Genomic DNA, 24,117 nt, shown 5'->3' on the forward strand with positions numbered 1-24,117 from the left:
GTCCTTGGCTCAAGGAGCCAGGCCGTTCACCAGGATTTCCGAAATTTCGCCGGTCGCTCGGTCCGTCACTTCAATGGTCAGTGCGCCCGAGTCGTCGATGACATTGACGATAAAAGCGTCGGTGGACAGGCTCCCCGCGTTGCCGGTGGAGATGTTGTCCAGCAGCTGCCCCAGCAGGCGCGATTGCAACTGGCTGCTGAAGCGCTCGAGGGCCGAGGTGCCGGCGATCGCGGTGCGATCCTTGAGGTCCGGGTCGTCGTAGTCGTTCTGCGCCTGGGCGTTGTTGAGCAGCCAGGTGCCGTTCAACGGGTTGCCGCCGAACGAGGGGTTGACCGGCGTGTACACCAGCTCAGTGGCCTGGACCACACCGCAACTGGTAATCCCGAGCAGCCACATGCCTGCCCACGCGAGGCCGCTGCGCTGCGAAAACAATGTCGTCTTCATAATTCGTCCCTCTCAAGGTCCGTGGTGTCTTGCAACAAGGCTTCCAGCTTGCGCTGGACAATCTGTCCGCGAACCCAGTCGGCGGCGTCATAAGCCTCGTCCTTGAGCTCCACGGTGTTCGGCGGTAGAAAGCGCCGGTAAACCAGTCTCTGTTGGTATTCCACGGTCACCAGGCTGCCCCAGCGTGCCGAAGGTCGTTCGCGTACCACCAGGTTGAAATCCATCGGGCTGGTCGCTCGCAGGCGTTCACTGAACGAGTAGTAAAATTCGTGGCCGATGTGCGAGATCGTGTCATCGACGATGAAGCCCATCATTTCGTCCTCTTCCCCGGCCGAGGCGAACGGCAGCACCAGCACCAGGGCCATGGCGGCCAGCCATTGGCGGTTCATGGCCGCAACGCCCCGGGTGCGCTGGACTGACCTTTGGCCGGACCCGACGCGCCATCGAGGAAGGCTTTCTCGGCGACAAACTGCCAGTCCTTGTAACTGGCCATGCCGGTGAAGTCCGACCACTGGCTGGGGAAATCCACCTGCTTGAGCGGCTTGTCGGTAGACGGGCTGTTGAGGCCGGTGATGCGTCCATCAAAGCCCCGTTGCAGGCTCCACTCACCGCCACCGATGGGATCAGGATAGAGCTGGCGGATATGGTGCCTGGGCGTTGGAAAACGCTGGTCGTCCAGCAGGTCTTCGAGCTCCTTGGGGTACTGCGCCAGGCCAGGCGAACTGCGGTAATAGCTGCGCAGCGCCTGGGCATATTGGGTACCGACCCAGAGCAGCTGTTTCTCGCGGTCACGCCGCGATGCGGTGGACCAAAGCTCGCCTGCGCTGGCCAGGCCCATGCCCATGACCATGATCAGGAACAACACGCCCAGGTAGGTGAAACCGCCCTCTGCGGACGGCCTACCACTCGGAATAAAGGCTGCCATCACGCGCCCTCCCTGTGGCTCCACTCTTGATATCGGCAACACCGCCCGCCACACCCTCCGGCGGCGCGACCATGACCCAGGCATCCTTGCGCTCGGCGATCGGGTCCATCGGCGGGTTGCGCAGGTAACGCTGCTCAACCAGTTGCTCGATGGAGTCGGGATAACGCCCGGTGTCGCCGTAATAGTGGTCCAGCGCCTCACGCATCGCCGACAGGCTCTGGCGCAGGGTGGTCTCTTTCGATGTTTCCAGGCTGTTGAAATAACGGGGCAAGGCAATGGTCATCAGGGTTGCGATGATTGCCATGACCACCATCAGTTCCAGCAGGGTAAATCCCTTTTGCCGACGCATGATTTCACCACTCCCTATAGGCGACGCCGTTGAGCCCCTTGCCGCGAGCCTGGGAATAGACGTCAAAGACGTCCTCCCCCTCACGCGGGTTCTGGGCCGAACTCTCATAGGTGCGCAAACCCCAACCGCCTTCGTCGTCACGCTTGACCGACGCCAGCGGATCGTGGGGAATGCGCCGTAAAAAGTAGAACTTGGCACCCTTGGCACTGCGCACATCGCGCACACCGTCCACCAGCACTTGCAGGTTCGGTGGGTAGCCGCTGCTGTTCAGCGACTTCTCGATGTAGCCGGCATCGAATGCGCGCTTGTAGGCATCGATGGCATCGCGAATCTGGTACAGCGCGGTGCGCAGGTCCTGCTCTTTGCCCCGGCGCACCACGGTCTCGGTCAGCGGCGCGGCCATGCCGGCCAGCAGGCCGATCAGGGCCAGCGTCACCACGACTTCGATCAGGGTAAAACCGCGTTGCGAGGCGTTCATGATCAAGGCTTCTCGACGACGACACGGGTGGCGACCACCGGCGTGCCTATGGTTTCGGTGCGGATCGCGGTGTCCATCGAGCGGTCCGGGGCCTGGATGTGCATGCTGGTTTCGGTGCCGGTAGGGAACTCCATGTCCGAGGGGCTCTGGTATGGCAGGTTGCGCACGATGCGCGGGGTGATGGACAGCACCAGTTCCGATTTGCTGACGTCGTCGCGGTTGCTGCCGAACAGCCGGCCCAGGCCTGGAATATCGCCAAGGCCGGGGATTTTGTTGCCGTTGCTGCCATGGTCATTGCGCACCAGCCCGGCGAGGATCTGCGTTTCGCCGTCGTGCAGGCGCAAGGTGGTCTGGGCATTACGGGTGTCAACCTGAACCGGGATGGTGCCCTGGCGGGTCGGTTCCAGCGGGGTCGCGTTGCTGACCTCCAGGGCGATTTTGATCGCCACCTCGTTGTTCAGGTGCACGATGGGCTGGACTTCGAGCTTGAGACCGACATCCAGGTAGGTCACGCTTTCGGTGATCACCGGGCCCTGGGTCGAAGGGACCGAAGTGGCGCTGATGATCGGCACGCGCTGGCCAATGTGGATGCGTGCCTGCTCGCGGTTGCTGACCCGAATCACCGGGCTGGCCAGGGTATTGATGTCCTTGTCCTGGGCGTTGATCTTGGCTTGGGGCGAAGGCGAAATCGAGATCCGGCTGGAGTTGATACCCCTGAGCTGGTCGAGCACCGACACCGCCTGGCCGTCACTGGTGAGCACGCCAAAGGTATTGGGCCACTGCAGGCCGAGATCGAGGATGCGCTGGCGAGCGACCTCCATGACTTCCACTTCCAGCACCACTTCGGGGTTGGACTGGTCTTGCGATTGCAGGAGTTTTTCCGCCATGCGAATCGCGTCTTCGCTGTCGCGCATGGTCAGGGTGTTGAGGCGTTCGTCGACAAATACATCGCGGGTCTTGAGCATGGTCTTGATCATATTCAGCGCGGTGTTGGCATCGATGCTGGTCAGGTAGAAAGTGCGCATCACCAGCTCTTGATAGTCCTTGAGCTTCTGCGGCGAGTCGGGGTAGATCAGCAGGGTGTTTTCGTTCACCACTTTCTGGTGCAGCTGGTTCTGTTGCAGCAGCAGTGCCACGGCGTCTTCGATGCGCACGTCACGCACGAAGATGGTGGCTTTCATGTCCGGGCGCAGGTCCTTGTCGAAAATGAAATTCAGCCCGGCGACCTGGGACAGCACTTCGAAGATGGTCTTGAGGTTGGCATCGCGAAACTCCAGGGTCACCGGCCGATCGAGGCGAGTGCGCAGCTGCGGGTACTGCACGACGTTACGGCTCTGCACCAGGCGGATGCTGCTTTGCAGCTCCAGGGCGCCTTCGTTTTTCGGGTCCAGCTCGAGTATCTGCTTGACCTGGCGGTCGGCGGCGTAGATGTCGCCACGGCGCAGGTCGCCCCGGGCCAGCTCGAGTTTTTCATCCTGGCTGCGCATGTGTTCAAGCTGGCTCAGGGATTCCTGGGCGCGCCGGTTGTTCGGCTCGATGGTCAGTACCCGGCCATAGCCCATGCGGGCGGAGGCAAAATCACGCTGGGCGCGGTCCATGTCGGCCTGGGTCAGCAGCGCCGTCACCGCCCGGGCGCGGCTGCTGTTCAAGGCCAGGTGCAGCTCGGTATCACGAGGATTTTCGCGCAGGCCTTCCTCGATTCGGGCCAGGCCGGCTTCGTACTGTCCCGACTCAATGAGGTCGGACGCCTCCTGCTTGGCTACCTGCGCGGAACTGCACGCGGCCAATCCTGCACACAGGCAGACAAGGCTTATCAGCAAACGGGATCGGTTCATTGCGTGCTCCCCACAGACAGCGTCTGAGACAAATGCAAAGGCAGGTAAACGAAGCTCAGTTCCACATCGGAAATGCCCTCGATCCGCCACGTTTCGTCGATCACGTCCCCTTTGCGCACGACGTATATTTTTTCGCCGTTCTGCAGAAATACCTGCAGATCGGTACGGTCATCCAGCCTGCCCACGAACTGGAAAGGCATGGGCGGTGCGCTAGGGGCTTGCACCACCGGGGTGACGTTGACGGGTTGTTCGGTGACGACGGCGAGGGTCGGCGCCGCTTTCCAGCTGCGGGCGGCGAACAGATCGCCGGCCGGGCTCAGGTCCTTGATCTGCGCGGGTTTGCCAGCAGCGGGTGCAGCCGGCAAGGCGCCGCTAACCCTGGCTTTGGCCGGGCTGCCTACGACAGCGACGGTGTCATCGCCCTCCTCTGTCGACTGGAAGAACTCGCTCCCCCAGGTGAGCGCTGCGGCAACCCCGAGGAATGCCAGCCAGCCCACTACGCGTTGGCTTTTCATCACGACCTCGACAGGTAAAGGGTCATGCGGATCCGCCCGGTGAGGTCGGTGTCGGCGATCTTCTTGCGCTGGAACTCCACGTCCTCTACCACCACGGCCGGCAGCTGGCCGAGCAAGGCGTGCAGGAAGCGCCGCAGTTGCGGATAGCTGCCGCGCACCGGCAGGAGGATCTGATAACGCGCCAGGTGGGTCTTGGGATCGATGCCCAGGGAGTATTCACCGCGGGCCAGGGTGATACGTTCCTGGGCGGCCAGGGCGTAGATCTTGTCGATGGCAACCGTTGCCTGGGGCTGTGACGGCAACTTGCTGCGGAAGTCATCGAGCTGGCGCTGCGGCACCACTGGCGCAGCCACGCTGCCCTCTTCAACCTTGGCCAGGTATTCGCCGGCTTCCCGGGTCTGCTGGCTGAGCTGTTGCAGCGACTGCCAGTCCGGCAGCAAACCTGCCAGGCCATACACCAGCGCCAGCAGCACCAGGGCAATACCGGCAAGCCCGGGCACACCGAGGCCTTGCAGGTATTCGTGGACGATCAATCTAGGGATTTGCATCGCCGATCTCCCAGGTAGCCGACAGGTTGAATTGCACCGGATGCTCCGGCACGTTGGCGACGATTTCGTGGCTCAGCAGCGACACATCGGACAGCTCGTCGCTGGCTTCGAGGCGCCGGTGGAAGTCGAGCATCGCTTCCAGGTCCCGCGCTTCAGCGCTGATGCGCACCTGGCCCTTGCGAGCGTCGGGGGTCAGGGTCAGCAGGGCAATGTTGTCCCGGGGCATACTTTCCAGGGTGGCGAACAGGTGCTCCCAGGGGCGGCGCAACTGCTGCGAGACCTTGCGCATTTCGGCCAGGTTTTGCGCCTGTTCGCGGATTTGCGCCGGGGTCAGGCTGAGCTTGGTACCGGTGTCGCCGGTCAGTACCCGCTGAGCCGTTTGCAGGTGACCTTGCTGCTGGCTGGATTGGTCGCTGACGTGCTGGCCGAGCGCCAAGCAAGTCAGCGCCAGCACCACGCCGGCGGCCAGCAGGCTCCAGCCCAAGGGACCGGAACGGCGACGCGGCTGGAAGTCGAGCATCAGGGCGCGCATGTCAGGCCACCGCCCGGGACATGACGTACAGGCTGTCGCGTACGGCTGTCCGGTCCTCTTCAAGGGTGCGCAGGTGAACACCCGGCACCTCGGGGTGCGAATCGATGCGTGCCGGCGCATGCAGGTAAACATTCAGCGGGCGGTCGCTGGTGGAGGCTTGCAGCTGGCTTTCACGACCGATCAGCGCCGCCAGTGCGGCATCGCTGTCACTGCTGCCCACCGAACGCACCGAAGCCCAACGCCCTTCCCGCGCCACCAGCAACACGCTGCGCACCGGCTCGGCGACCACGAAGAGAAAATCGCCGGCGTCGAAGCTCGAATCGAAGTGATTGAAAGCGGCCATCAGGTAGGGCTGCACCGAGCGCAGCTTCAGGCCCCGGGCGCTGGCCAGCGTCCGCAGGCGCTCAAGCAGGTCCTGCGGCAGCGCGGCAGCGATGCGGTCGTAACCCGCAGGCTCGGCCGACAACACCAGGTTCCAGGGCTGCGTCGGCACACCGTAAAGGTCTTCGAAGCACAGTTGGGCGAAGCCACGCAGTTCCTCGGGGCTGTTGATCTGATCGCTCCACGGCACCAGGCAGAAGCGGCTGAAGTGCCCCGACACGACCACGCTCAACTGCGCACCGGCAGCGGCATGTTCGCCCAGCAGGCGGTCGAGGGTTTCCAGGGCGACGGCCCAGGCATGGAAGCCTTCGTCGATGAAACCGACGCTGCCCAGCCACAGGGTGTCGCTGCCCTGGCGCCGGCCCAGGCCAACGCCACTGGCGCCGAGTACGGCGACAAAACGATCACGAGACAAAAGTGACACGATTGATCTCCTCGAGCGTGGTCCGCCCTTCCTGCACCAGTTCCAGGGCCGACTCGCGCAGCAAGCGCAAGCCACGTTTGCAGGCATGGGCCTTGATTTTCGAAATCGGCTGGCGCTCGACGATCATCTGCCGCAGCTCGTCGTCCAGGTGCAGCAGCTCGGCGATCGCGGTACGCCCGCGATACCCGGTGCCCCGGCAGTGGCCGCAGCCCTTGCCGTGCACGAAGTGGAAATCGGTCACCTGTTGCGGGTCGAGCCCCGAGAGGTGCAACTCGTCATCAGTTGGGAAATGCGGCGCGCTGCAGCTGGCGCAGACCAGGCGGATCAGCCGTTGCGCCAGCACCGCGTTGAGCGCCGAAACCAGGCTGTAGGGGTCGATTTCCATCTGGGTGAAACGGCCAATCACGTCGAACACGTTGTTGGCGTGGATGGTGGTGAACACCAGGTGCCCGGTGAGTGCCGATTGCACGGCAATCTGCGCGGTGTCCGGATCACGGATTTCGCCGACCATGATCTTGTCCGGGTCGTGGCGCAGGATCGAGCGCAGCCCCCGGGCGAAGGTCAGGCCCTTCTTCTCGTTCACAGGAATCTGCAGCACACCCGGCAGTTGATATTCCACCGGGTCTTCGATGGTGATGATCTTGTCCACGCCGTGGTTGATCTCGGTGATCATGGCGTAGAGCGTGGTGGTCTTGCCGCTGCCAGTCGGGCCGGTCACCAGCACCATGCCGTAGGGTTCGGACGCCAGGCGGCGCAGTTGGCGCAGGGTTTCGTCTTCAAAGCCCAGGGCCTGCAACTGCACGCCACTGACCTTGTCGGCCAGGTCCTGTTTGTCCAGTACCCGCAGCACCGCGTCCTCGCCAAAGATGCTGGGCATGATGGACACACGGAAGTCGATCTGCCGCCCGCTGATACCGATCTTGAAACGGCCATCCTGGGGCACGCGTTTTTCGCCGATGTCCAGTTCGGCCATGACCTTGACCCGCGAGAGCACCTGCTCGGCGAACTCGGTGCCCTGGATCTTGCTGATATTGTTGAGCACGCCGTCGATGCGGTACTTGATCACCAGGCCGCTGCCGGTGGTGCCCAGGTGGATGTCGCTGGCGTGCATCTTCAGCGCGTCGTAGAGGGTCGAGTTGACCAGCTTGACCACGACACTGGCGTCCTCGCTGATGCTGGTCAGGGACAGGCTTTGCAGCTTGTCGATTTCCACCCCTGAGTCGGCCTGGGCATTGAGCGATTCAACCGCGTGAAAGCTTTCCTCGTGGCGGGCCAGGTAGGCCTTGAGATCGTCGGCGTGCACCAGGTACAACGGCGCGCCGTGCAGGCAGTCGTCGATCCAGGCCAGGCGCGCGCTGTCGAAGGGGTCGGCGAACACGCCAATGACCGTCTCTTCGTGACGCAGCAGGATAAATTCGCGCTTGAGGCATTGGGCCAGGGTGACCCGGTCGAATACCGGGGTGGCCTTGAACAGCGTGTCGGTGTCGAGCACCGGGTAATGCAGGGTAGTGCCCAGGCATTCGATGAAGGGCATGGGGGCCAGTTCACACAACACCCCAAGTGCTTCCAGCACCCGTTCGCCGGAAGTGGCCGCGCGGGAGCGGGCCTGGGCCAGTTGTTCACTGGAAAAACGCGACGGTACGGTGTCCAACAGCGCCGGTTCTACGGCTAGGGATAGACGGTCCATGGCATGCTCTCCAACGCCGGGGGCTTTGAGCCCTGTCGACGCGGCGAGCAGTTACGGGGGGTCCGGAACGACTTGTCGCGTCATTACTCCCCGGTGAGCAATTGTTCGTCGTCTGGTGCCATGGAGTTCGAGTTTCTTCGGCGATCCACCAGCACCCAGCTTCCGTCGTACAACTGCAGCGGGAAACTTTCGGTCCTGCTCTGGCGTCGTTCGACGAATCCTGTAGCAGTGTTCGTTCGGCGCTCCATCCCCAGAAGGTCACAAACGGCCCGGGCCAGCTCCGCCAAAGGAAACGGCTTGAACAGGATGTGACTGACTCCAAGTTGCCGGGCCCGCTCACAGACTTCAGCGGTTGGGTGCCCTGTAATCAGTACACAATGACAATTCCTGTTCTGGCGGACTTGTTCGAGAACGTCAAAACCTTCCATATCGGGCAAGCGGTAATCGAACACCATCACATCGGGGGCAAAATCAGCGGCTTCGCCGATGGCTTTGGCACCTTCGTGTGCTATCCGGACTTCCAGCCCTTGCGCCTGCAGGTAATCCTGGAGGTTATGTGCAAGGAGCTGTTCGTCTTCAACAACCAGTACTTTGTTTAACAAGGTGGACTCCTTGTAACCGCAGGTCCGAATCTCGAACCTGGCAGAGTGCCGCCTCAATCAGGCTAACGCACACTTCATGCCAGACTCGGCGCGGAAGTTTTCACCACTGCATGTAGTTGATATTCATGAAAAACCTTTTTCGCCCGAGCACACCACCGCCAAGTGCCCCCCAAAGCCGGGGCAAGTGCACGGATTCACCCTGAAGCTTTTCCCCACTATTGGGGAACAAACTTCAATCGTCGTCAATCCGTTCAATTCGATTGCTCGACCGCAACTGCGCAAGCACTTCGCCACGAATGGCAACCTGTTGCTGTCGAGCAAGGTAAGCCCTGACCATTTCCAGTCCCTGTTCTTCTGAGACATCGGCGGGCTCGCTACGGTTCTGTAAATAAATGAGGTGCCAGCCCACCGGAGTGCGTACCGGCTCGCTGAGGTCACCCGGGGCCATGGCAAAGGCTGTCGCTTCGAATTCAGGGAACATGCGGCCCTTGGGGAAATATCCCAGGTCCCCGCCGCTGCTGGCGGAAGCATCCTCTGAAGCACTTTTGGCAATACTGGCAAATTCGGCACCGTTAACGATTTGCAACCGCATGTCTACCAAGCGTAGACGCGCTGCTTCAATTGTCGCGGTATCTGCGCCTTCAGGGACCTTCACCAGGATATGCCGCGCCTGTACTTCCTCGGGCCGGCCCATTTCGCTGCGGTGTTCCTCGTAGAAGGCCCGCACCGCTTTTTCGTCGGGCGCGGCCACTTTGGTCAGTTCGGCAAACACCTGCTGCGCCGCCATGTCACGCCGGGTGTACTCGATGAAGCTGGCTTCGTCAAAACCGGCATCGTTCAGGCGCCGGGCGAACACCTCAGGGCCGCCGATGGCCTGGCGAGCCTGGTCGACCTGGCCCTGCACCTGTGCGTCGCTGATCACCACGCCGCGCCTGACGGCTTCTTGCCACAGCAATTCCTTGTCGATCAAGGCGTCCAGGGCCTTTTGCCGCAGTTGCTTGTAGGCCTTGGGATTGCGAATGCTGCTCAAAGCCCGGCCCTGGTCCTCGAGGAACTCGGCGAAATAGCGTTCCAGGCGAAATTCGGATATTTCCTCGCCATTGACCCGCGCCGCGATCGGGCCGGTGCTGGCGTAACTCACCGGCACCGACAGGGTCAGCAGGAGCAACCAGGTGTTGAGTTTCATGATGAGCCTCCGTTCAGGGCATCGCTGCTATCGGTCTATAGGGCGCTACCAGGTAGAAACGCTGGTCAGGCAGATCCACGGTCACCACATGGGCGCCGCTCAGGCCCAGGCGGCGGCCAGGGCCAAAGCTGATCAAGGGCGTCAGCCCGGTATCGAAGTCGTGCAGGCCTTCGAGAGCGTCGACCAGCTTCTCGCGGCTGGTGTCGCGCCCGGCCTGTTTCAGGCCCTCGCTGAGCAGCAGCATCGAGCTGTAGGCGCCCACTTGCAGCACCGCGTGCTGGCCGCCCAGGCCCTGGTTGGCGCGCACCTGCGTCAGGGCCAGGCGGCCAGCAACGGTCCAGTCACTGGGCACAAACGGATACGCCAGGAACACTCGCCGAGAAAAACCACTGGGCACCTGCAGCAGGTCCCCCGCCACCTGATTCGAGGTGGCAAACAGATACGGCACCTGCCCGGCCACTTGCAGGCGCTCGGCCAGGCGACTGAAACCGGCCCCGCTGCCCAGGTAAAACACCGAACGCGAGCCTAGCGGCACTTCTTCGCTGGCCGGGTCGTAGGCTTGCAGGCGTACTTTCTGCCAGGCGTGATCCTGCAGATACCGGCTCAGGTTCTGGGCCGCCAGGCGCTGGCCGGCTTCGTCCGGGTAGGTGATCAGCGTGGGCCCCTGCAGCACTTTGAGCTGTTCGGTGGCGTAGTCGGCCAAGGCGATCAGTTGCTCGCGCAAGCCCGGCAAGGGCTCGAAAATCTGCCGGCTGGCCTGGGCTGTTCCCAGCAGAGACAAGGGACCGATCAGCGGCACGCCGGCGCGTTCCAGACGAGTGGCCAGGTCTGCGTCCAGTGCCGGCACCAGGGGCGCGATCAGGGCGAATACCTGTTCCTGGTCAATCAGGCGGTCCAGCGCCTGCGCGGCACTGGCGCGGTCCGGCCCCGGGTCGAGAATGGTCAGGCGCAGCTGCCGGCCGTGGATACCACCGGCTTCGTTGATACGCGCCACGCTGCCCTTGAGCACCGCCGCCACCGTGGCCCCCTCCTCGCCCAACGGCCCGGAAGCTGGCAACAGCGTACCCAGGTGCACGGTGGCCGGGTCGAGGCCAGGGTCGCCGTCTTCGGCCACGCGCTTGAGATAGGCGGTGAGGTTGCGCTGATCGTTCATCGACAGGACAAACCTGGGCATCGCCGGGTCGAGTCGATTGTCGCCGGGATCGCGGCCTTCCTGAATGGCTTTGGCCAGGCTGGCGTCGGTATAGGCCGGGTAGTCGCGGCCGTTGACCTGTTGCTGGCCATAGGTGCTGCTGAGCCGCGGCCAACTCAAATCCGGCGGTCGCACCCCGCCTTCGGGTCGTCCCACGCCGTCGGCGCCATGGCAATTGGCGCAAGGCAGGCTGGTGGCGGGCAGTAGCATGCCCGCCGCACCGACCCGCGCCATGATGGGCTCGCCACTGGCCGACAGCCCCTCGCGATACAGCCGTTTACCGGCGCTTTCGCTGGGGGTCAGCGGCAGCGCCTGGGCGCCGAGGTGCAGACCGCACAGGAGCAGCAGGCCGAGGACGAGGGAGGTTTTCATGGCGCGCGCTCAACGGCCGACCAGGGGCATTGTCAGCAACTGCAAGCGCTGGGCAATGGCGGCGGCCGGGGCATCGGGACGAATCTTGCTCCAGCGCTTGTTGGCCACGTCACCGACGATCAGTTGCGTGGAGTGCTGTTCCGGGGTCGGCACGATCTGGCCGATGCGCCCCAGTACCAGGTCCATCTGGGCCTTGTCGCCCGTTAGAAAAAGCCAGTGGGGGTCTTCTACCCCTTGTTTCAAGGTGTAAGCCTTGAGTACCGCCGGGGTGTCCCGCAGCGGATCACTGGTAAGGGAGATAAAGGTGATGCCCTCGGCCTTGTCGCCCAGGACTTCGCGAACTTCCTTGAGTTTTTGGGTGATCAGCGGACAGGCATCATTGCAACTGGTGAAAATCACGTTGAGCAGCACCACCCGGTTTTGCAGCGCGTCGCTGTAGAACCGCAGGGTCTGGCCATTCTGGTCCTGCAACGGGGTGTCGGTGAACCAGGTTTTGGCGTCGCGCGTGCCGCTGGCCGGTTGCGCGGCGGGCGTGGCGGGCGTGGCAGGTGCGGGTTCCTGGTGGCCCTCATGGGCAAGCGCCAGCGAGCTGAAGAGGCCCAGGCACAGGCTCAAGGCGATACGGTCGAAAGTCCTCATGGGTGCTGCTCCATGGCAATGGCGGTGTGTTTGGCGTGGGCATTGCGTTCGCCGCTGAGTTTTTCCACTTCGCGGGTGAGCACGGCCGGGTCGGTGAAACCGTAGTAGCGGGTCCAGTGCCGGCTGTTGCCATCGCCCACCAGAATCAGCGGCGCATGGCTTTTCAAGTCGCCGTTGAACGTGCCCAGGCCCTTGAGGGTTTCAGCGACCGACTGGGTAGAGCCGGTGAGCCAGCTCCAGCCGGGGCCGTTCTGGAACGAGCGGGCGTATTCATTCAGCCGCTTGGCATCGTCGCGTTGCGGGTCGATGCTGATCGACACCAGCTGCACCTCGGTGCCGACCCGCGCGCCGAGTTGCTTCTGTACCTTGCCCATGATCGAGGACACCACCGGGCAGACCGTGGTGCAGCTGGTGTAGATGAAACTCATGACCACGATCTTGTTGCTCACCAGGTCTTGTTCCAGGCGCACTGCTTTGCCCGTCTGGTCCACCAGAGCAACGTCGGCGAACTTCACCTGGGCGCTTTCGGAGGTAGCACTTTTGGCGGGCATGTCATGGCCGGCATGTTCATCCGCCGAATGGGCCATGGCCTGGCTGATGCCGGCAGCAAGCAGGCACAGCGTCAGCATTGCGCAGGGTGCGAATCGATTCATGTTCATATCCTCTTCAGTGTGCAGCGCCCGGGACCACCCGGACGCTGGCAAAGGTCTTGTCGTCGAAACTCGCGCCAAGGGACGCCGCACGCACGTGCAGGTACCAGGCGCCGCTCTGGTCGAGGGTCACCGGTGCTTCGTACACGCCGTTGCCCACTTCCAGCGCCGCTACGGTCTGGGTCTTCGATGACGGCGCGCGGAAGTAGCGCACCCTCACGTCCTTGACCCCGCTGCGCTCGACTTTCTGCTTGCCCTGGACGATGCGAAAGCGCACGACGTAGGGAGCGCCCAGGTCGGCAGTGGATTTATCGAGCATGAATTCCACTTTGGGCACGCCCGCGTGCAGGGCAACCTTGTCGTTGGGTTCCACCTGCGCGGTGAAGCAGTGAATGATGTTCGGCTGGTTGAGCAGGAAGGCCACGTCGAAACGCCCGGCCACCGGCAGTTTGATGCGCGCGCTGTAAAGCCCGGGCTCGTCCTCGCGCAGGCTGCGATTGATCACCAGCGCAGCCCGCGCCACTTGCCCGCGATTGGGGTAGCCGGACATCGGCGCGTTCATGCCTTCGGCGTAGAAATAGGTGGTGTTGTCCACCGGGTTGACCACGAACACTGCGTTGTCATCGCGCGACACCGCCAGGCTCGACGCCAGTGGCAGGTCCCCCGCCAGGCGCGGAGCCTGGGGGCCGGCTTCGAAACCCTGGGTGATCGGCTTGCGACCCTCGCCCAGGGAAGCCAGGTTGATCATGGTGACCTTGGCCGAGGCCAGGCCGCGAATGTAGGCGTAGGCCTTGGTGAACACCACCTGGAACGGTTCGGCGGAAACGTCCAGGTCATGGATCAGCGAGTTGGTCGCGGCGTCGATCACCGAGGCCTGGTTCTCCAGGGTATTGAGTACGATGGCGAAGCGTCCATCGCTGCTGAACCCCATCGGGCCCAGGCCCTGCTTGAGCTGGATCACCCGGCGCACGGCCAGGCTGGCGCTGTCGATGACCGTGACAGTGCCGTCCTTGCCGTCGGCGACATACACCGCCTGGGACAACGGCGAGTAGGCCACGGACAACGGGTGCGAACCGGTCTTGAGCTGCTTGCTGAGGGTCAGGGTGGCGATATCGATGATGCTCACGGTGCCGTCATCGCGGTTGCTGACGAAAGCCTGGCGGCTGTCCTTGCTGAAGGCGATTTCGTGGTGCCCGGCGCCGGTGGCCAGGTGCTTGAGCGGCTTGAGGCTGCGTGCGTCGATCACCGTCACGCCGGACGCCTCGGGGCTCTTGGCGTTGTTGCCAACCCACAGCAGGCGTTCGTCGGGCTGCAGCGCCACGCGCACCGGGTTGCTGCCGGCGGCAACCGAGTCGATCACCTTAAATTGCTCGCTGTCGATCACGGCGACTTCGCCGGCCGTGGGCATCGAGACGAACACTCGTTTGTTGTCCTTCGGGGTGACCCAGTCCATCGGGGGTTGCTTGATGTCGATGCGCGCCATGGTGCTGGTGATGCCTCCCACCGAGACCGAGGGATCGACCACCATGACGCTGGCATCGCGGTTCATCACCAGCAGGAAGTAGCTGTTGAGGTCAAGCAAGGGCCGTGCGCCGATGCTCGATTTTAGGAACACCCCGACCCGGGACTTGCAGCTGCGTTCACGGCCCTGGGCCTGGTCCGCCGCCACGGTTTCCGGGTCGAGCCAGGCCCCCGGTGCCACGCCGGCCAGGGGTTGGCCGGAAGCGCTGTCGGTGATCCGGAATCGCACGTCGGCAAATTCACCTTCGCGCAGCACACCGTCTGCGGCCAAGGGGCGAACCTGCATTGCCACCGACACGCCGTCACGTTCGAGGATCTGCTGGCCGTCGTCAGCAGTGCTCGCCGCGACCGGATTCTGGCTGGCGGGCTGAGCCGCCTTGGCGGGCGAACTGGCGTTGGCAGACCAGGTATTTGGCAGTGCGATCTGGCTGAGCGTGTCTGGCGGCATGGTCTTCCACACCCCCAGCCAGATCAGCGCCACCCCGACAACCAACGCACCTGCGATGACCTTGATGTTCCTGTTCATTCCCCTCTCCCCTTACAGATCTGTGCCTGCCTGTGCACTGTCGCTCTTGCTTCTGCTCGGTGCTTTTGCCCTGTGGGCCCACCCTGGTGTTGAGGGTGTGGCCCATGACTCCATCGCGAGCAAGCTCGCTCCTACTGGGCTGGCGGCGCCGGTTCCGCTTCGTTGGTCACCCGCAGCAATCCCCACAAGCCGGAGGTATTGCCGTAGGCGCCGTAGTCGCGGTACAGGTAGTCACCCGGTATCGCATTGCTGCCCCCGGCACTTGGGTGCATGAAGCTGAAGTGCGCGGCCGGCAGGATGCTTTCCCGGGCGCCGATGTACATCGACATCGGGTTGTAGCCGAACCGCACCGAACCCACGCCCGGGGTGCCCATCGGGTAGCCACCGGTGTCGCTCTTCTCCGACTGGAACGGGTTGACAGACCACACGTGGCCGTCCAGCTGGAAGGTCGTGCCACGGCTGCCACCGGTCGGCAACAGGATGTGCGTACGGAACGGTTGCCCCGGTTTTGCATAGAGCACTGGTGTCTGTGGATCGCCGCCGATCAGCGCATTGCTATAGGCCATGTGCGCGTTAGGTACGTCACCGTAGCCGGCACCACCGGCGTGACCGAAGGGTGCATCCGGCGCCAGTCCGAAGCGGAACCACAGCGGCTCGGCCTTGTAGTTGATGGCCATGCTCGAGTTGTCCTGCGGATCGTTCGGCACCCCGAACCCTTCGGCCGCAATGCCTTCCACCGGCCGGCCGTTGGCCCAGCGCATGTTCAAGGCTTTCTGCCAGACCATCGCGAAGTCGCGGTATACCGCCTGCCCTGGCGCCGTGACCGTGGCGTTGGTCTTGCGGGCGTCTTCGACCCAGGTCGCGCCGATCGGCAGGATGGACATTGCCCCACCCAGGCCTTTCTGCCCTTGCTTGATCACGTCCGCCGGGGTGATGTTCAGGCCGCCGAACTCCACCGCCGTAGCGTTGATGTTGTCGACACTGCGGCCCAGTTGTGTCACCGGCTTGCCCTCACGCTCCAGGTGCCCGGCGTAGTACTGGTAGGTACGAGTCGGGTAGGCGCCGGTATTGCCGACCCGTGGTGGCACGGTCTGGATCGGGTTGGCGCCGACGTTGACGCCGTCGGACTTGGTGATGTCGTACGCCAGCAGCTGGGCATGCAGGCCCACATGGCTGGACGGCCGGATCAGATTGTTGCTGAAGATGGTCGAGCCCTGGCCACTGTTGCGATCACGCTTGACCAGGCCTTGCACCGCAGCAGTCTGGGTCAGGTCGGGCATGACCAGCGGCAGGCGGTTTTCCAGGGTGACGTTGATGCAGTCACCCGCCGCCGCACGCAATACCAGCGGCTCTACCGGTACGCCGGGTTTGAGCTTGCCGGTGTTCGGGTCGAGGTCGGACTTGCGCACGTACAGGATGGCGGTCGGGTCATGCAGCGGCCCGCTTTGCCCACCGATGGTGATGGTTTCGCCATCTTCAGGATCGGTCACCGTGACCTGCGGGATGTTGACCGTCCGCGAGTTGAACACCAGGGTGCCGCCCGCCGGATTCAACGGGCCGCCGACGTGCTGGCCGAGACCGGCAGGATCGCCGATGGTCAGGTTCAACGGGTTGCGCAGGATGTCATTGGCCAGCGCCGCGACCACTTCATAGTTGCGTTGCACGGTCGGCCGGGTGCCGATGCCACTAGGGTTGGCGCTGATCCGTGGGCACGAACCCTCGTACGCCACGGTGTTGCGCATGCCCGCCGGTTTAGGGTTGTTCGGCAGCGCGAACAGGTCGCTGCGCTGGGCCGTGTAGTTGCGCATCACACCCCAGATACCGTTCCAGTAACCCTCGATGGAGGCATCCATGGAGTACAGGTAGTCACCCGTGGTCGCCGCCGAACTGGAGAGCATCGAGACCGGTGCGTTGAAACCCATCTGCTCGGAGATGCCGACCATTTGCGAGGCGCGCCAGCCGGAGTTGGAGCTCATGCCGAAGCCGGAACCGCTCTGCAGCCATTTCACCCCGTGCAGGGTCACGTTGTGCTCCTCCTCATGGCCGCCGGCATGCAGGCGCAGCCGTACGTTGTCACCGGTATAGGTGCGCAGCATCGGGGTGAACGGGTCGCCAGGTTCGGCGCCGCCACGGTTGATGTGCGGTGGGAACAGCGTGGTGCCGCCGGTTGGGCCGGTCGCCGAGGTGACCAGGTTGGGCGCCAGGTTCATCGCAGCGATGGCACGGTCGGTACGGCTTTGCATGGCGTACGCGAGGTCGCCCCCCAGGCCGTCCGCCTGCATGCCGCGCTTGCCGTCAGGGCCGAGTTTGTTCGGGTCATACACCCGCAACGCCAATGGCTCGTTGCGATAGTTGACGACGAACATGCCAGGGTCATCCACCGAGATAGCCTGCGGGCACGGCCGGGTCGGGCAGCCTGGGACCATGCCGCCCTGCACTTCGATGATGCCATCCAGCAGGTTGCTGGCGTTGTTGCGCACAGGCGGGTTGATGGCGTAGCGGAAGCTGTCCGCAGTGGCCGGGAACGCCGTCGGGTTGGGCACGCCATTGGGGCCCGCGCCCACGTACACACCGGCTTCATAGGCGTGCTGGAAGTCGCTGTACTCAAGGAAGAACTCGCGGAAGCTGTCGTTCTTGCCGTCGCCGTCCAGGTCACCGGTGGACACCACCGCTTGCCACGAAGTCGGTCCGCCGTCTTGCCGCGCGCCGCTGTACAGCTGCTCGCCGGTCTCGGCGTGGAACCAGGTGGAGCCGGCAGGTTCAGCCAGCACGGTGGCGTACAGGCCAATCTGTTGGTGAGTCGATGGGCCGAGATGGTCGTGGGTGAAGATGGTCCCCAGGCCACGGTCGACGCCTTTGGTATTGACCACCGGATCGACGAACCAGCGCTGCATTGCAGTCCGTGCCCCGACCCAGTCCGCCCGACCGTATTGACCAAAGAACGGATGGTTCTTGGCTTTCGGGCAGGCCGGCGTGCCGTCACGCGGATCGGCGCCCAGGCACTGGTTGAACTCGCGAATGGCGTGAATACGCTCCTGCACGGCGCCAGGGGAGAGCACGCCATCTTCGTAGTTCCAGCCGTTGGCCGAGCCGTCGGCCGCCGTCAGGTCCCATTTCGGCAGGTGGATATGCTGGCCGATCACGTCGGTTGGGGTGCGCACCTGATAATCGTCCATCTCATAGGTGGCCGGCACCAGGTTGGTTTGTTGGTACTGCACGCAGTCGAACGTGTTCATGCGCATTACCAGCGGTTCTGGTGGGCGCTGCTTGGTGATCACCGGCCAGGCGTCTTCCCACAGGGCCAGAATGCGCGCTTGCGGGAAGTGGTAACCGACCTTGTTGTACACCGCATCGAACTGGATGTTCGCGGCTTTGTAGACCCTTGGACGGTCGGCGGTGAAGGTCGATGAACCGGTGTAGGACATGCCGTCGATACGCTCGCCGCTGGCAAACTCGCCAGTACCGGCGCTGCTGGTCAGGCGTTTCTGCCGGTCATCCATGCAGGGTTCGTAATAAGGCGCGCCGGCAATGGGCAAGGCGCCATTGGTGCGGAAGGCCCGTGCCACGATCTGGTTGCCGGGGAGCAACGCGTAGCTTGGGTGGTCTTTCTTGGCATGGAAGGCCATCGCTGCCTGTTCCACCTCAGTGCCCTCTTCCGGCATGTAGATGGGTTTGGCGCGGGTCACTTCCTTGGAGAAATCCAGCGAGGTGGTAATGGTGTTCGCTTCACCGCCCGCAGAGAAGCCGTCCAGCGAGTGCCGGCCCAGGCCGCCATCCCAGCCGCCGGATTGCGCCGGATCGAGGTTGGCCCACAGGGCGTTGCCGCTGGTTTTCAAGGCCTGGGCCTTGGCTGCATCGAGCATGTCCAGGGGCGGGGTCGGTGGGCGTTGGCCGACCGATGTTTCCATGCCGCCGATCCAGAATGGATAGCCAGGGTTTTTCAGGCTGCCATCGGCATTGCGGTTGGCTTCGCTGCGATCCACCAGGGCCAGCGAACCGATGGCCTGGGCACCACCGGTGCCACCTTGGTGGTCATCATCGTCGTCTTCGTCATCGTCATCGTCGTGACCGGCCACCAGGGTTTCACCGATTTTAGGCACGACCGCGACCTTGCCCGGCATCGGCGCCATAGCCTTGCCGGGCAGTGGCACTACCGCTGGAATCGGGGTACCGGCGATGATCTCGCCATCAGGCAGGGCACGGGCACCCGCCGCGGGTTTACCGCTACGCAGGGCATAGGGCTCGCTGTGGTAACCGTCGTCGCCTTGTTGCGAGACTTCGAGTTTGGTGCCTTCTTCAAACACGTCATGCACCCGCCACATGGCCCACATGCCCTGGGCGAAGTGCGGGTAGAAGTGGCAGTGATAGATCGCATCGCCGGCCACGCGGTTGCGGTTGCCCGAACCACCGTTGGCGATTTCATAGGTGTAGCCGGCGCCCGGGCCAATGCCCTGGGCATCCACGTAGTCGGAGTTGTCGTCATTGGGGTTGAACAGCCACTGGTGCCCGTGCAGGTGGAAAATGTGCTGCTCGTGACCGTTGTGGGTGTTGCGGAATTTCACGAAGTCGCCAATGTAGCTGTGGTTGACGTTGGACGGCTCAGACGGGTACAGCGCCATGGTGGCCTTGACCCCAATCTGGTCGGCGCGCGGGGTTTCCCCGGGACGAATGTTTTCCAGGCCAGCGTTGGCCGGCACATCCACCAGCATCGCCACGTCGCCAACGGTGTGCGAGCTGAGGAAGAACTCTTCGTAGGCGCAGGACAGACAATCGTGCATCGGCCCGACGCCGAGGCGGTTGGCGACCACTTCGGCACCCATGCCGCCGGAGCCATAGTTGATCATGAACGAATCGCGGGTCGGTTCCAGCACGTGGGCCATCACCGGGTCTGCCCAGTAGGCGGGGAATGCCTGGGTGGCCGCGGTTTCATCCTGGAACTGCGAGGCGAAATCGCGGAACGGTTCCAGCCGGTTGGGCAGCGCCGGGTTGCGTTTGCCAATGGCTTCCAGGGGGTAGGTCGAAGGCGGGAAGCTGCCGTCGGCGTTGCTGCCCATGACGATCGCGTCACTCTCGCTGGAGATGATTTCGTTGCCGTCGACCATATTGATAATCGGCGTGCCGGCCTTGCCTTCACGGATCCACGGCTCGCGCTGCGGGTAGCGTGCCTGGTAATCAACGATCGGTTGTCCGGTCGGTGTGCGCCCGGTGCTGGCCAGGCGCATCTCTTCTTCAGTCACGGTGTTGCGATAGGTGCGGCCGCCCTTGGGCACTACCACCACTTCGCCGAACAGGCCATTGGCGACGTTACCGGCAGCGCCTTCACCACCGAAGGTGGCGCCACGGCTGCTGGCGGCGAAAGCGCCTTCGCGTTCGGCATACAAGGTATAGGAGCGGCTTGCGCCGGGGGCGACCAGGGTGTTGGCATTGCGGCCGGTATAGGAGGAAATGTCGTCGATGCTGTTAACCGCCTGCATGCCGTTGACCTGGAAGCCGACATGGCGGTCCGTGACCTGCTCGTCGACCTTGAAGTCATCGACTGCACCGATTTCAACTTCGCCTTCGATTTCCCCTTCTTCTTCCTCCCCGCCGTCATGACTGCCGGGGTTGGCTTGATAAGCCAGCAGGTTCTGCAGGTTGATGGTCAGGCAATCACCGGCTGCCACGCGCAGCACCAGGGGCCGCGGACGCTTGTCGGGCCGCAGCGAGACCTTGCCCGGCACCGCTGTGCCACCCTGGGCCAGTGACCTGTTGTGATCGTCGACCACATCGCGACGCAGGGCGAACATCATGCCGTTGACGTTCTGTGCGCCGAGTCGGTTGAACATCAGCGGCTGGTCCAGCGCCACGACGTTTGCCACCAGATTGCGCTCGCAGCGCAACGCGGCCTGGGCCGTTTCCAGGCCGAACATCGGCACCAGAAACAGCAGCAGATTAAGCAGGTGATGAGCGTTGGGTTTGCCGGTCATGATCACGGACCTCGGTGGGGTGCTCATTGGGAATACGTCTCGTCAAAAATCACTTCAGCAATCGCCATGCCATAAAACTTTTTGTTATTTTTCAGAAGGTTATACGGACGATTTGATAAGTCGGGGGAAATCCCCCACCCATTCCCCGGTTTGCGGGGTAACCGATACCTGTCGGTTTTCCCCACAATTGGGGAATCCCCCAATCACAGCGGAGCATCCACGGCCAGGCCCTGCAGACGCCGGTATTGGCGCAGGACGCTGGGCACATAGCGCTGGGTTTCGGCGAATGGCGGAATCACTCCGCCACGGCTGATCACCGCCTGTGGCCCGGCGTTGTAGGCCGCCACGGCGAGGGCGATGTCGTTGTCAAACAGGGTCATCAGGCGCTTGAGGTATTTGGCCCCGCCCTGAATGTTCGCCTTGGGGTCGTAGACATCCTTGACCCCCAGCTCCCGGGCGGTGTCGGGCATCAACTGCATCAACCCCCCCGCGCCTTTGGGTGAGGTGGCGCCGGAGTTGTAGCTGGACTCGGCCTGGATCACCGCATGCAACAGCGCCGCCGGTAACTGGTTGGCCGTGGCCGCTGCCGACACCAACTCGGCGTAGGGCCGCGCGGCAATCATCTGCGGCTGCTGGTCAAGGCTGACCTGCGCCACCTCAGCCTCACGAATCACCCGTTCATAGTGGCGGCCGGGACGGTGGACATTGGACAGGACGTAGCTGCCCTTGGCGTCGACGGAAATGAACACATCGGCGTGCGCAAACCCGGCCAGCAACAGCCCGCCCAGCAGTCCCGCAGTGAATGACTTGATCATTGGTACCTCCCCTGACCTGCCCCGAAAAATGGGGGTAATGCCCCAATGACAAGTCGTGAACCAGCCGTACGCAAGCACCGTGCCGTAACTGCAAAGCCCCGTAATGCGGGGGTTGCAGGGCAATGACCGAGCCTGTGCATGGCAATTGCATAAGGCTTTCGCGCGACCCTTCCGTCTATGTGTGAGGTCATCATGAATCAGCGTCAGTGCTGTATTGCGCGTAGCTATACCCCGCGAGCTCAGCGCGGGTTCACCCTGCTCGAATTGCTGGTGGTGCTGGTGGTGCTAGGCCTGTTGGCCGGCATCGTCGCGCCGAAGTACTTTGCCCAGCTCGGCCGCTCGGAAGTGAAAGTGGCCAAGGCGCAGATCGAAGGCCTGGGCAAGGCGCTGGACTTGTACCGCCTGGAGGTCGGGCATTACCCCTCGACCGAACAAGGCTTGCAGGCGCTGGTCACCGCGCCCAGCGATGAAACCCGCTGGACCGGCCCCTACCTGCAGAAAAAACTGCCCCAGGATCCGTGGGGACGTAATTACAACTACCGCTACCCCGGGGAAAACGGCGAGTACGACCTGCTGTCCATGGGCAAGGACGGCCAACCCGGCGGCGAAGGCGAAAACGCCGAAGTCACCAGTTGGCAATGACGGGAGTGGCGACCATGCGGTTTCATCTCAAGGCAGTGGGCAAGGCCGGCGTCGTGTCAGTGACCGTCGAGGCCCAGGGCGACAGCGAGGCGCGGCGCATGGTCGAGGACCAGGGCTTGCGCGTCGTCAGCCTGCAGGCCGACCGGCGCTGGCAAGCGCTGCGCCTGCACAAACGCGAAACCTTCAACCTGGTGTTGTTCAGCCAGGAACTGACCACGCTGCTCAATGCCGGCCTGCCGCTGATCGATGCACTGGAGAGCCTGGCGGAAAAAGAAAACGCGCCCCAGGCCCGCAAAACCTTGAGCGAGCTGGTGCGCTTGCTGTACGAGGGCAAATCCTTCTCCCAGGCATTGGGCCAGTTGTCAGGGGTTTTCCCGCCTCTCTACGTCGCCTTGGTACAGTCCAGCGAGAAGACCGGCGCCGTGGGTGATGCGCTGGGTCGGTATGTCAGCTATCGCCAGCGCATGGACGAAGTTCGCCAGAAGATCGTCAGCGCTTCGATCTACCCGATGCTGTTGCTGGTGGTAGGAGGTGGCGTGGTGTTGTTCCTGATGGGCTACGTGGTACCGCGTTTCAGCCTGGTGTTCGAGGGGCTGGGGTCGAACCTGCCGTGGTTGTCCCAGGTGCTGATGAGTTGCGGGATGTTCCTGCATGCGCATCAGGGTGAATTTTTCGGCGCCCTGGTGGCCATCGTCGTCGCCCTCGCCTTTCTCCAGCGCCAGCCGGCCTTTCGTCGTGGCGTTGATCGGGTGATCGAACGGCTGCCAGCGGTGCATCAACGGATTTTCATGTACGAGCTCGCGCGCTTCTACCGCTCCCTGGGCATTCTGCTGCAGGGCGGTATCCCGCTGGTCACCGCCATGGGCATGGTCCGCGGCCTGCTCACCGTGCCCTCCCGCGTGCGCCTGGACCAGGCCTGCGAACGGGTTCGCGAAGGTCAATCACTGTCCGCTGCACTGGAACTCAATCACCTGGTGACACCCGTGTCCCTGCGCTTGCTGCGTGCAGGCGAACAGTCCGGCAACCTCGGACAGATGATGGAACGCAGCGCCGACTTTTATGACGAAGAGATCAGCCGCTGGATCGAATGGTTTGTACGGCTGTTCGAACCGCTGCTCATGACGTTCATTGGCCTGTTGATCGGGGTGATCGTGATCCTGATGTACATCCCTATCTTCGAACTGGCCTCGAGTATTCACTGATACATCCACAACAAGACGGAGATCGATATGCACATGAAGAAGCTTTTGCTCGCAGTGGCTATTGGCGCAGTTCTGTCGGCATCTACTGTACTGGTTCCCGATGGATTGTCCGGGATGTCCAGCGCTCAGGCTAAGGATGGTGGTGGTGGCGGAGGAAGTGGTGGCGGCGGGGGCAGTGGTGGTGGTGGCGGTGGCGGTGGCGGTGGCGGTGGCGGTGGCGGTGGCGGTAATGGTGGTGGCGGCGGCAGTGGCGGTGGTAATGGTGGTGGTCACGGCGGCGGCAGCAGTGGCGGCAATGGCGGCGGCAACGGCGGCAGTCATGGCGGCAGCGGCAGCGGCGGAAACAGTGGCAGCGGCCACAGCGGCAGCGACCATGGTTCGGGCCATTCCGGCAATTCCGCGTCATCCTCGTCCGGACGCAGTGGCACCCATGACGAGCCAGGTGACGACCACGGCGTACACCGCGCCGGCGAAGTAGGCGACGACCATGGCGCGCACCGCGCCGGCGAAGTCGGTGACGACCATGGCGTGCACGTCGGCGGCGAGCCAGGCGACGACAAACGATCCTGACACCCACCCCCCCTGTGGGAGCGAGCCTGCTCGCGATGGTCGTCAACGATGACGCGGGAAACCTGAATGACCGCGTCCTCCCGAAACGATCCCGCAATCCGTTGATCTTGTTTGCC

General features: G+C 63.3%; 22 protein-coding genes. 3 read left to right on the top strand and 19 right to left on the bottom strand.

Features of this window, described 5'->3' with window-relative positions; genetic code table 11:
• Window positions 1-9 precede the first annotated feature (9 nt).
• The 19 genes from EQV97_RS21325 to EQV97_RS21415 all read right to left on the bottom strand — a co-directional run bounded on the left by EQV97_RS21325 (window position 10) and on the right by EQV97_RS21415 (window position 21,584).
• A complete protein-coding gene (locus tag EQV97_RS21325) occupies window positions 10-444 on the bottom strand; it encodes a curli assembly protein CsgF (protein WP_045058812.1) in 435 nt (144 codons plus the stop codon).
• A complete protein-coding gene (csgE, locus tag EQV97_RS21330; RefSeq protein WP_045058813.1) occupies window positions 441-833 on the bottom strand; it encodes a curli production assembly/transport protein CsgE in 393 nt (130 codons plus the stop codon). Before csgE ends, EQV97_RS21325 begins: the two co-directional genes overlap by 4 nt.
• Complete coding sequence (locus EQV97_RS21335; RefSeq protein ID WP_240889761.1) at window positions 830-1,369, bottom strand: type II secretion system protein; 540 nt, start codon at window positions 1,367-1,369, stop codon at window positions 830-832. The genes csgE and EQV97_RS21335 overlap by 4 nt, the downstream gene beginning before the upstream one ends.
• Window positions 1,344-1,718 carry a type II secretion system protein gene (locus tag EQV97_RS21340; RefSeq protein WP_122838457.1) on the bottom strand — a complete coding sequence of 125 codons (375 nt, stop codon included), beginning with the start codon at window positions 1,716-1,718 and terminating at the stop codon, window positions 1,344-1,346. Before EQV97_RS21340 ends, EQV97_RS21335 begins: the two co-directional genes overlap by 26 nt.
• Window positions 1,719-1,722: 4 nt before the next feature.
• Window positions 1,723-2,196: a type II secretion system protein gene (locus EQV97_RS21345; protein ID WP_240889763.1), complete on the bottom strand. Its 474-nt coding sequence runs from the start codon at window positions 2,194-2,196 to the stop codon at window positions 1,723-1,725.
• A gap of 2 nt (window positions 2,197-2,198) precedes the next feature.
• On the bottom strand, window positions 2,199-4,031 hold the full coding sequence (locus EQV97_RS21350; protein ID WP_122838455.1) for a secretin N-terminal domain-containing protein: 1,833 nt from the start codon (window positions 4,029-4,031) through the stop codon (window positions 2,199-2,201).
• The gene (locus EQV97_RS21355; RefSeq protein WP_240889765.1) at window positions 4,028-4,546 is read right to left on the bottom strand and encodes a hypothetical protein; all 519 of its coding nucleotides are present in this window, start codon (window positions 4,544-4,546) and stop codon (window positions 4,028-4,030) included. Before EQV97_RS21355 ends, EQV97_RS21350 begins: the two co-directional genes overlap by 4 nt.
• Window positions 4,546-5,094: a GspMb/PilO family protein gene (locus EQV97_RS21360; RefSeq protein WP_045058819.1), complete on the bottom strand. Its 549-nt coding sequence runs from the start codon at window positions 5,092-5,094 to the stop codon at window positions 4,546-4,548. The genes EQV97_RS21355 and EQV97_RS21360 overlap by 1 nt, the downstream gene beginning before the upstream one ends.
• Window positions 5,081-5,626 (bottom strand): PilN domain-containing protein, encoded by a 546-nt coding sequence (locus EQV97_RS21365; protein WP_122838453.1) that lies wholly within the window; start codon window positions 5,624-5,626, stop codon window positions 5,081-5,083. The genes EQV97_RS21360 and EQV97_RS21365 overlap by 14 nt, the downstream gene beginning before the upstream one ends.
• 1 nt (window position 5,627) lies before the next feature.
• The gene (locus EQV97_RS21370) at window positions 5,628-6,431 is read right to left on the bottom strand and encodes a hypothetical protein (protein ID WP_225568722.1); all 804 of its coding nucleotides are present in this window, start codon (window positions 6,429-6,431) and stop codon (window positions 5,628-5,630) included.
• Complete coding sequence (locus tag EQV97_RS21375; protein ID WP_045058822.1) at window positions 6,412-8,118, bottom strand: GspE/PulE family protein; 1,707 nt, start codon at window positions 8,116-8,118, stop codon at window positions 6,412-6,414. The genes EQV97_RS21370 and EQV97_RS21375 overlap by 20 nt, the downstream gene beginning before the upstream one ends.
• Before the next feature lie 83 nt (window positions 8,119-8,201).
• Entirely contained in the window at window positions 8,202-8,720 is a 519-nt protein-coding gene (locus EQV97_RS21380; protein ID WP_240889767.1) for a response regulator, read from the bottom strand.
• Window positions 8,721-8,952: 232 nt separating this feature from the next.
• Window positions 8,953-9,906 (bottom strand): peptidylprolyl isomerase, encoded by a 954-nt coding sequence (locus EQV97_RS21385; RefSeq protein WP_240889769.1) that lies wholly within the window; start codon window positions 9,904-9,906, stop codon window positions 8,953-8,955.
• Between the two features lie 13 nt (window positions 9,907-9,919).
• Window positions 9,920-11,470 (bottom strand): ABC transporter substrate-binding protein, encoded by a 1,551-nt coding sequence (locus tag EQV97_RS21390; RefSeq protein WP_240889771.1) that lies wholly within the window; start codon window positions 11,468-11,470, stop codon window positions 9,920-9,922.
• A gap of 9 nt (window positions 11,471-11,479) precedes the next feature.
• Complete coding sequence (locus tag EQV97_RS21395; protein WP_122838448.1) at window positions 11,480-12,109, bottom strand: SCO family protein; 630 nt, start codon at window positions 12,107-12,109, stop codon at window positions 11,480-11,482.
• A complete protein-coding gene (locus EQV97_RS21400; RefSeq protein WP_122838640.1) occupies window positions 12,106-12,762 on the bottom strand; it encodes an SCO family protein in 657 nt (218 codons plus the stop codon). Before EQV97_RS21400 ends, EQV97_RS21395 begins: the two co-directional genes overlap by 4 nt.
• A gap of 13 nt (window positions 12,763-12,775) precedes the next feature.
• Window positions 12,776-14,806 (bottom strand): YncE family protein, encoded by a 2,031-nt coding sequence (locus tag EQV97_RS21405; RefSeq protein WP_240889772.1) that lies wholly within the window; start codon window positions 14,804-14,806, stop codon window positions 12,776-12,778.
• Between the two features lie 131 nt (window positions 14,807-14,937).
• Window positions 14,938-20,772: a manganese-oxidizing multicopper oxidase MnxG gene (gene mnxG / locus EQV97_RS21410; RefSeq protein ID WP_122838447.1), complete on the bottom strand. Its 5,835-nt coding sequence runs from the start codon at window positions 20,770-20,772 to the stop codon at window positions 14,938-14,940.
• 203 nt (window positions 20,773-20,975) lie between these two features.
• Entirely contained in the window at window positions 20,976-21,584 is a 609-nt protein-coding gene (locus EQV97_RS21415; RefSeq protein ID WP_225568825.1) for a lytic transglycosylase domain-containing protein, read from the bottom strand.
• Window positions 21,585-21,779: 195 nt separating this feature from the next.
• Here EQV97_RS21415 and gspG point away from each other — a divergent pair, with 195 nt between their 5' ends.
• From gspG to EQV97_RS21430, 3 genes are read left to right on the top strand one after another with little or no spacing between them, the layout of a single operon-like run.
• Window positions 21,780-22,229 (top strand): type II secretion system major pseudopilin GspG, encoded by a 450-nt coding sequence (gene gspG, locus EQV97_RS21420; RefSeq protein WP_122838638.1) that lies wholly within the window; start codon window positions 21,780-21,782, stop codon window positions 22,227-22,229.
• A gap of 14 nt (window positions 22,230-22,243) precedes the next feature.
• Window positions 22,244-23,431, top strand: coding sequence for a type II secretion system F family protein (locus EQV97_RS21425; protein ID WP_225568726.1), 1,188 nt, complete (start codon window positions 22,244-22,246; stop codon window positions 23,429-23,431).
• 27 nt (window positions 23,432-23,458) lie between these two features.
• Window positions 23,459-24,001, top strand: a complete 543-nt coding sequence (locus tag EQV97_RS21430; RefSeq protein WP_240889774.1) for a hypothetical protein — start codon at window positions 23,459-23,461, stop codon at window positions 23,999-24,001.
• The last annotated feature ends 116 nt before the right edge of the window (window positions 24,002-24,117 follow it).

Source organism: Pseudomonas sp. TMW22090, assembly GCF_022496665.1.
In the GTDB taxonomy this organism is placed as follows: domain Bacteria; phylum Pseudomonadota; class Gammaproteobacteria; order Pseudomonadales; family Pseudomonadaceae; genus Aquipseudomonas; species Aquipseudomonas gregormendelii.

What these genes read in the sequence shown, in the direction of transcription:
- EQV97_RS21325 (WP_045058812.1), bottom strand. Translation starts at nt 444, where the DNA reads ATGAAGACGACATTGTTTTCGCAGCGCAGCGGCCTCGCGTGGGCAGGC.
- csgE (WP_045058813.1), bottom strand. Translation starts at nt 833, where the DNA reads ATGAACCGCCAATGGCTGGCCGCCATGGCCCTGGTGCTGGTGCTGCCG.
- EQV97_RS21335 (WP_240889761.1), bottom strand. Translation starts at nt 1,369, where the DNA reads ATGGCAGCCTTTATTCCGAGTGGTAGGCCGTCCGCAGAGGGCGGTTTC.
- EQV97_RS21340 (WP_122838457.1), bottom strand. Translation starts at nt 1,718, where the DNA reads ATGCGTCGGCAAAAGGGATTTACCCTGCTGGAACTGATGGTGGTCATG.
- EQV97_RS21345 (WP_240889763.1), bottom strand. Translation starts at nt 2,196, where the DNA reads ATGAACGCCTCGCAACGCGGTTTTACCCTGATCGAAGTCGTGGTGACG.
- EQV97_RS21350 (WP_122838455.1), bottom strand. Translation starts at nt 4,031, where the DNA reads ATGAACCGATCCCGTTTGCTGATAAGCCTTGTCTGCCTGTGTGCAGGA.
- EQV97_RS21355 (WP_240889765.1), bottom strand. Translation starts at nt 4,546, where the DNA reads ATGAAAAGCCAACGCGTAGTGGGCTGGCTGGCATTCCTCGGGGTTGCC.
- EQV97_RS21360 (WP_045058819.1), bottom strand. Translation starts at nt 5,094, where the DNA reads ATGCAAATCCCTAGATTGATCGTCCACGAATACCTGCAAGGCCTCGGT.
- EQV97_RS21365 (WP_122838453.1), bottom strand. Translation starts at nt 5,626, where the DNA reads ATGCGCGCCCTGATGCTCGACTTCCAGCCGCGTCGCCGTTCCGGTCCC.
- EQV97_RS21375 (WP_045058822.1), bottom strand. Translation starts at nt 8,118, where the DNA reads ATGGACCGTCTATCCCTAGCCGTAGAACCGGCGCTGTTGGACACCGTA.
- EQV97_RS21385 (WP_240889769.1), bottom strand. Translation starts at nt 9,906, where the DNA reads ATGAAACTCAACACCTGGTTGCTCCTGCTGACCCTGTCGGTGCCGGTG.
- EQV97_RS21390 (WP_240889771.1), bottom strand. Translation starts at nt 11,470, where the DNA reads ATGAAAACCTCCCTCGTCCTCGGCCTGCTGCTCCTGTGCGGTCTGCAC.
- EQV97_RS21395 (WP_122838448.1), bottom strand. Translation starts at nt 12,109, where the DNA reads ATGAGGACTTTCGACCGTATCGCCTTGAGCCTGTGCCTGGGCCTCTTC.
- EQV97_RS21400 (WP_122838640.1), bottom strand. Translation starts at nt 12,762, where the DNA reads ATGAATCGATTCGCACCCTGCGCAATGCTGACGCTGTGCCTGCTTGCT.
- EQV97_RS21405 (WP_240889772.1), bottom strand. Translation starts at nt 14,806, where the DNA reads ATGAACAGGAACATCAAGGTCATCGCAGGTGCGTTGGTTGTCGGGGTG.
- mnxG (WP_122838447.1), bottom strand. Translation starts at nt 20,772, where the DNA reads ATGACCGGCAAACCCAACGCTCATCACCTGCTTAATCTGCTGCTGTTT.
- gspG (WP_122838638.1), top strand. Translation starts at nt 21,780, where the DNA reads ATGAATCAGCGTCAGTGCTGTATTGCGCGTAGCTATACCCCGCGAGCT.
- EQV97_RS21425 (WP_225568726.1), top strand. Translation starts at nt 22,244, where the DNA reads ATGCGGTTTCATCTCAAGGCAGTGGGCAAGGCCGGCGTCGTGTCAGTG.
- EQV97_RS21430 (WP_240889774.1), top strand. Translation starts at nt 23,459, where the DNA reads ATGCACATGAAGAAGCTTTTGCTCGCAGTGGCTATTGGCGCAGTTCTG.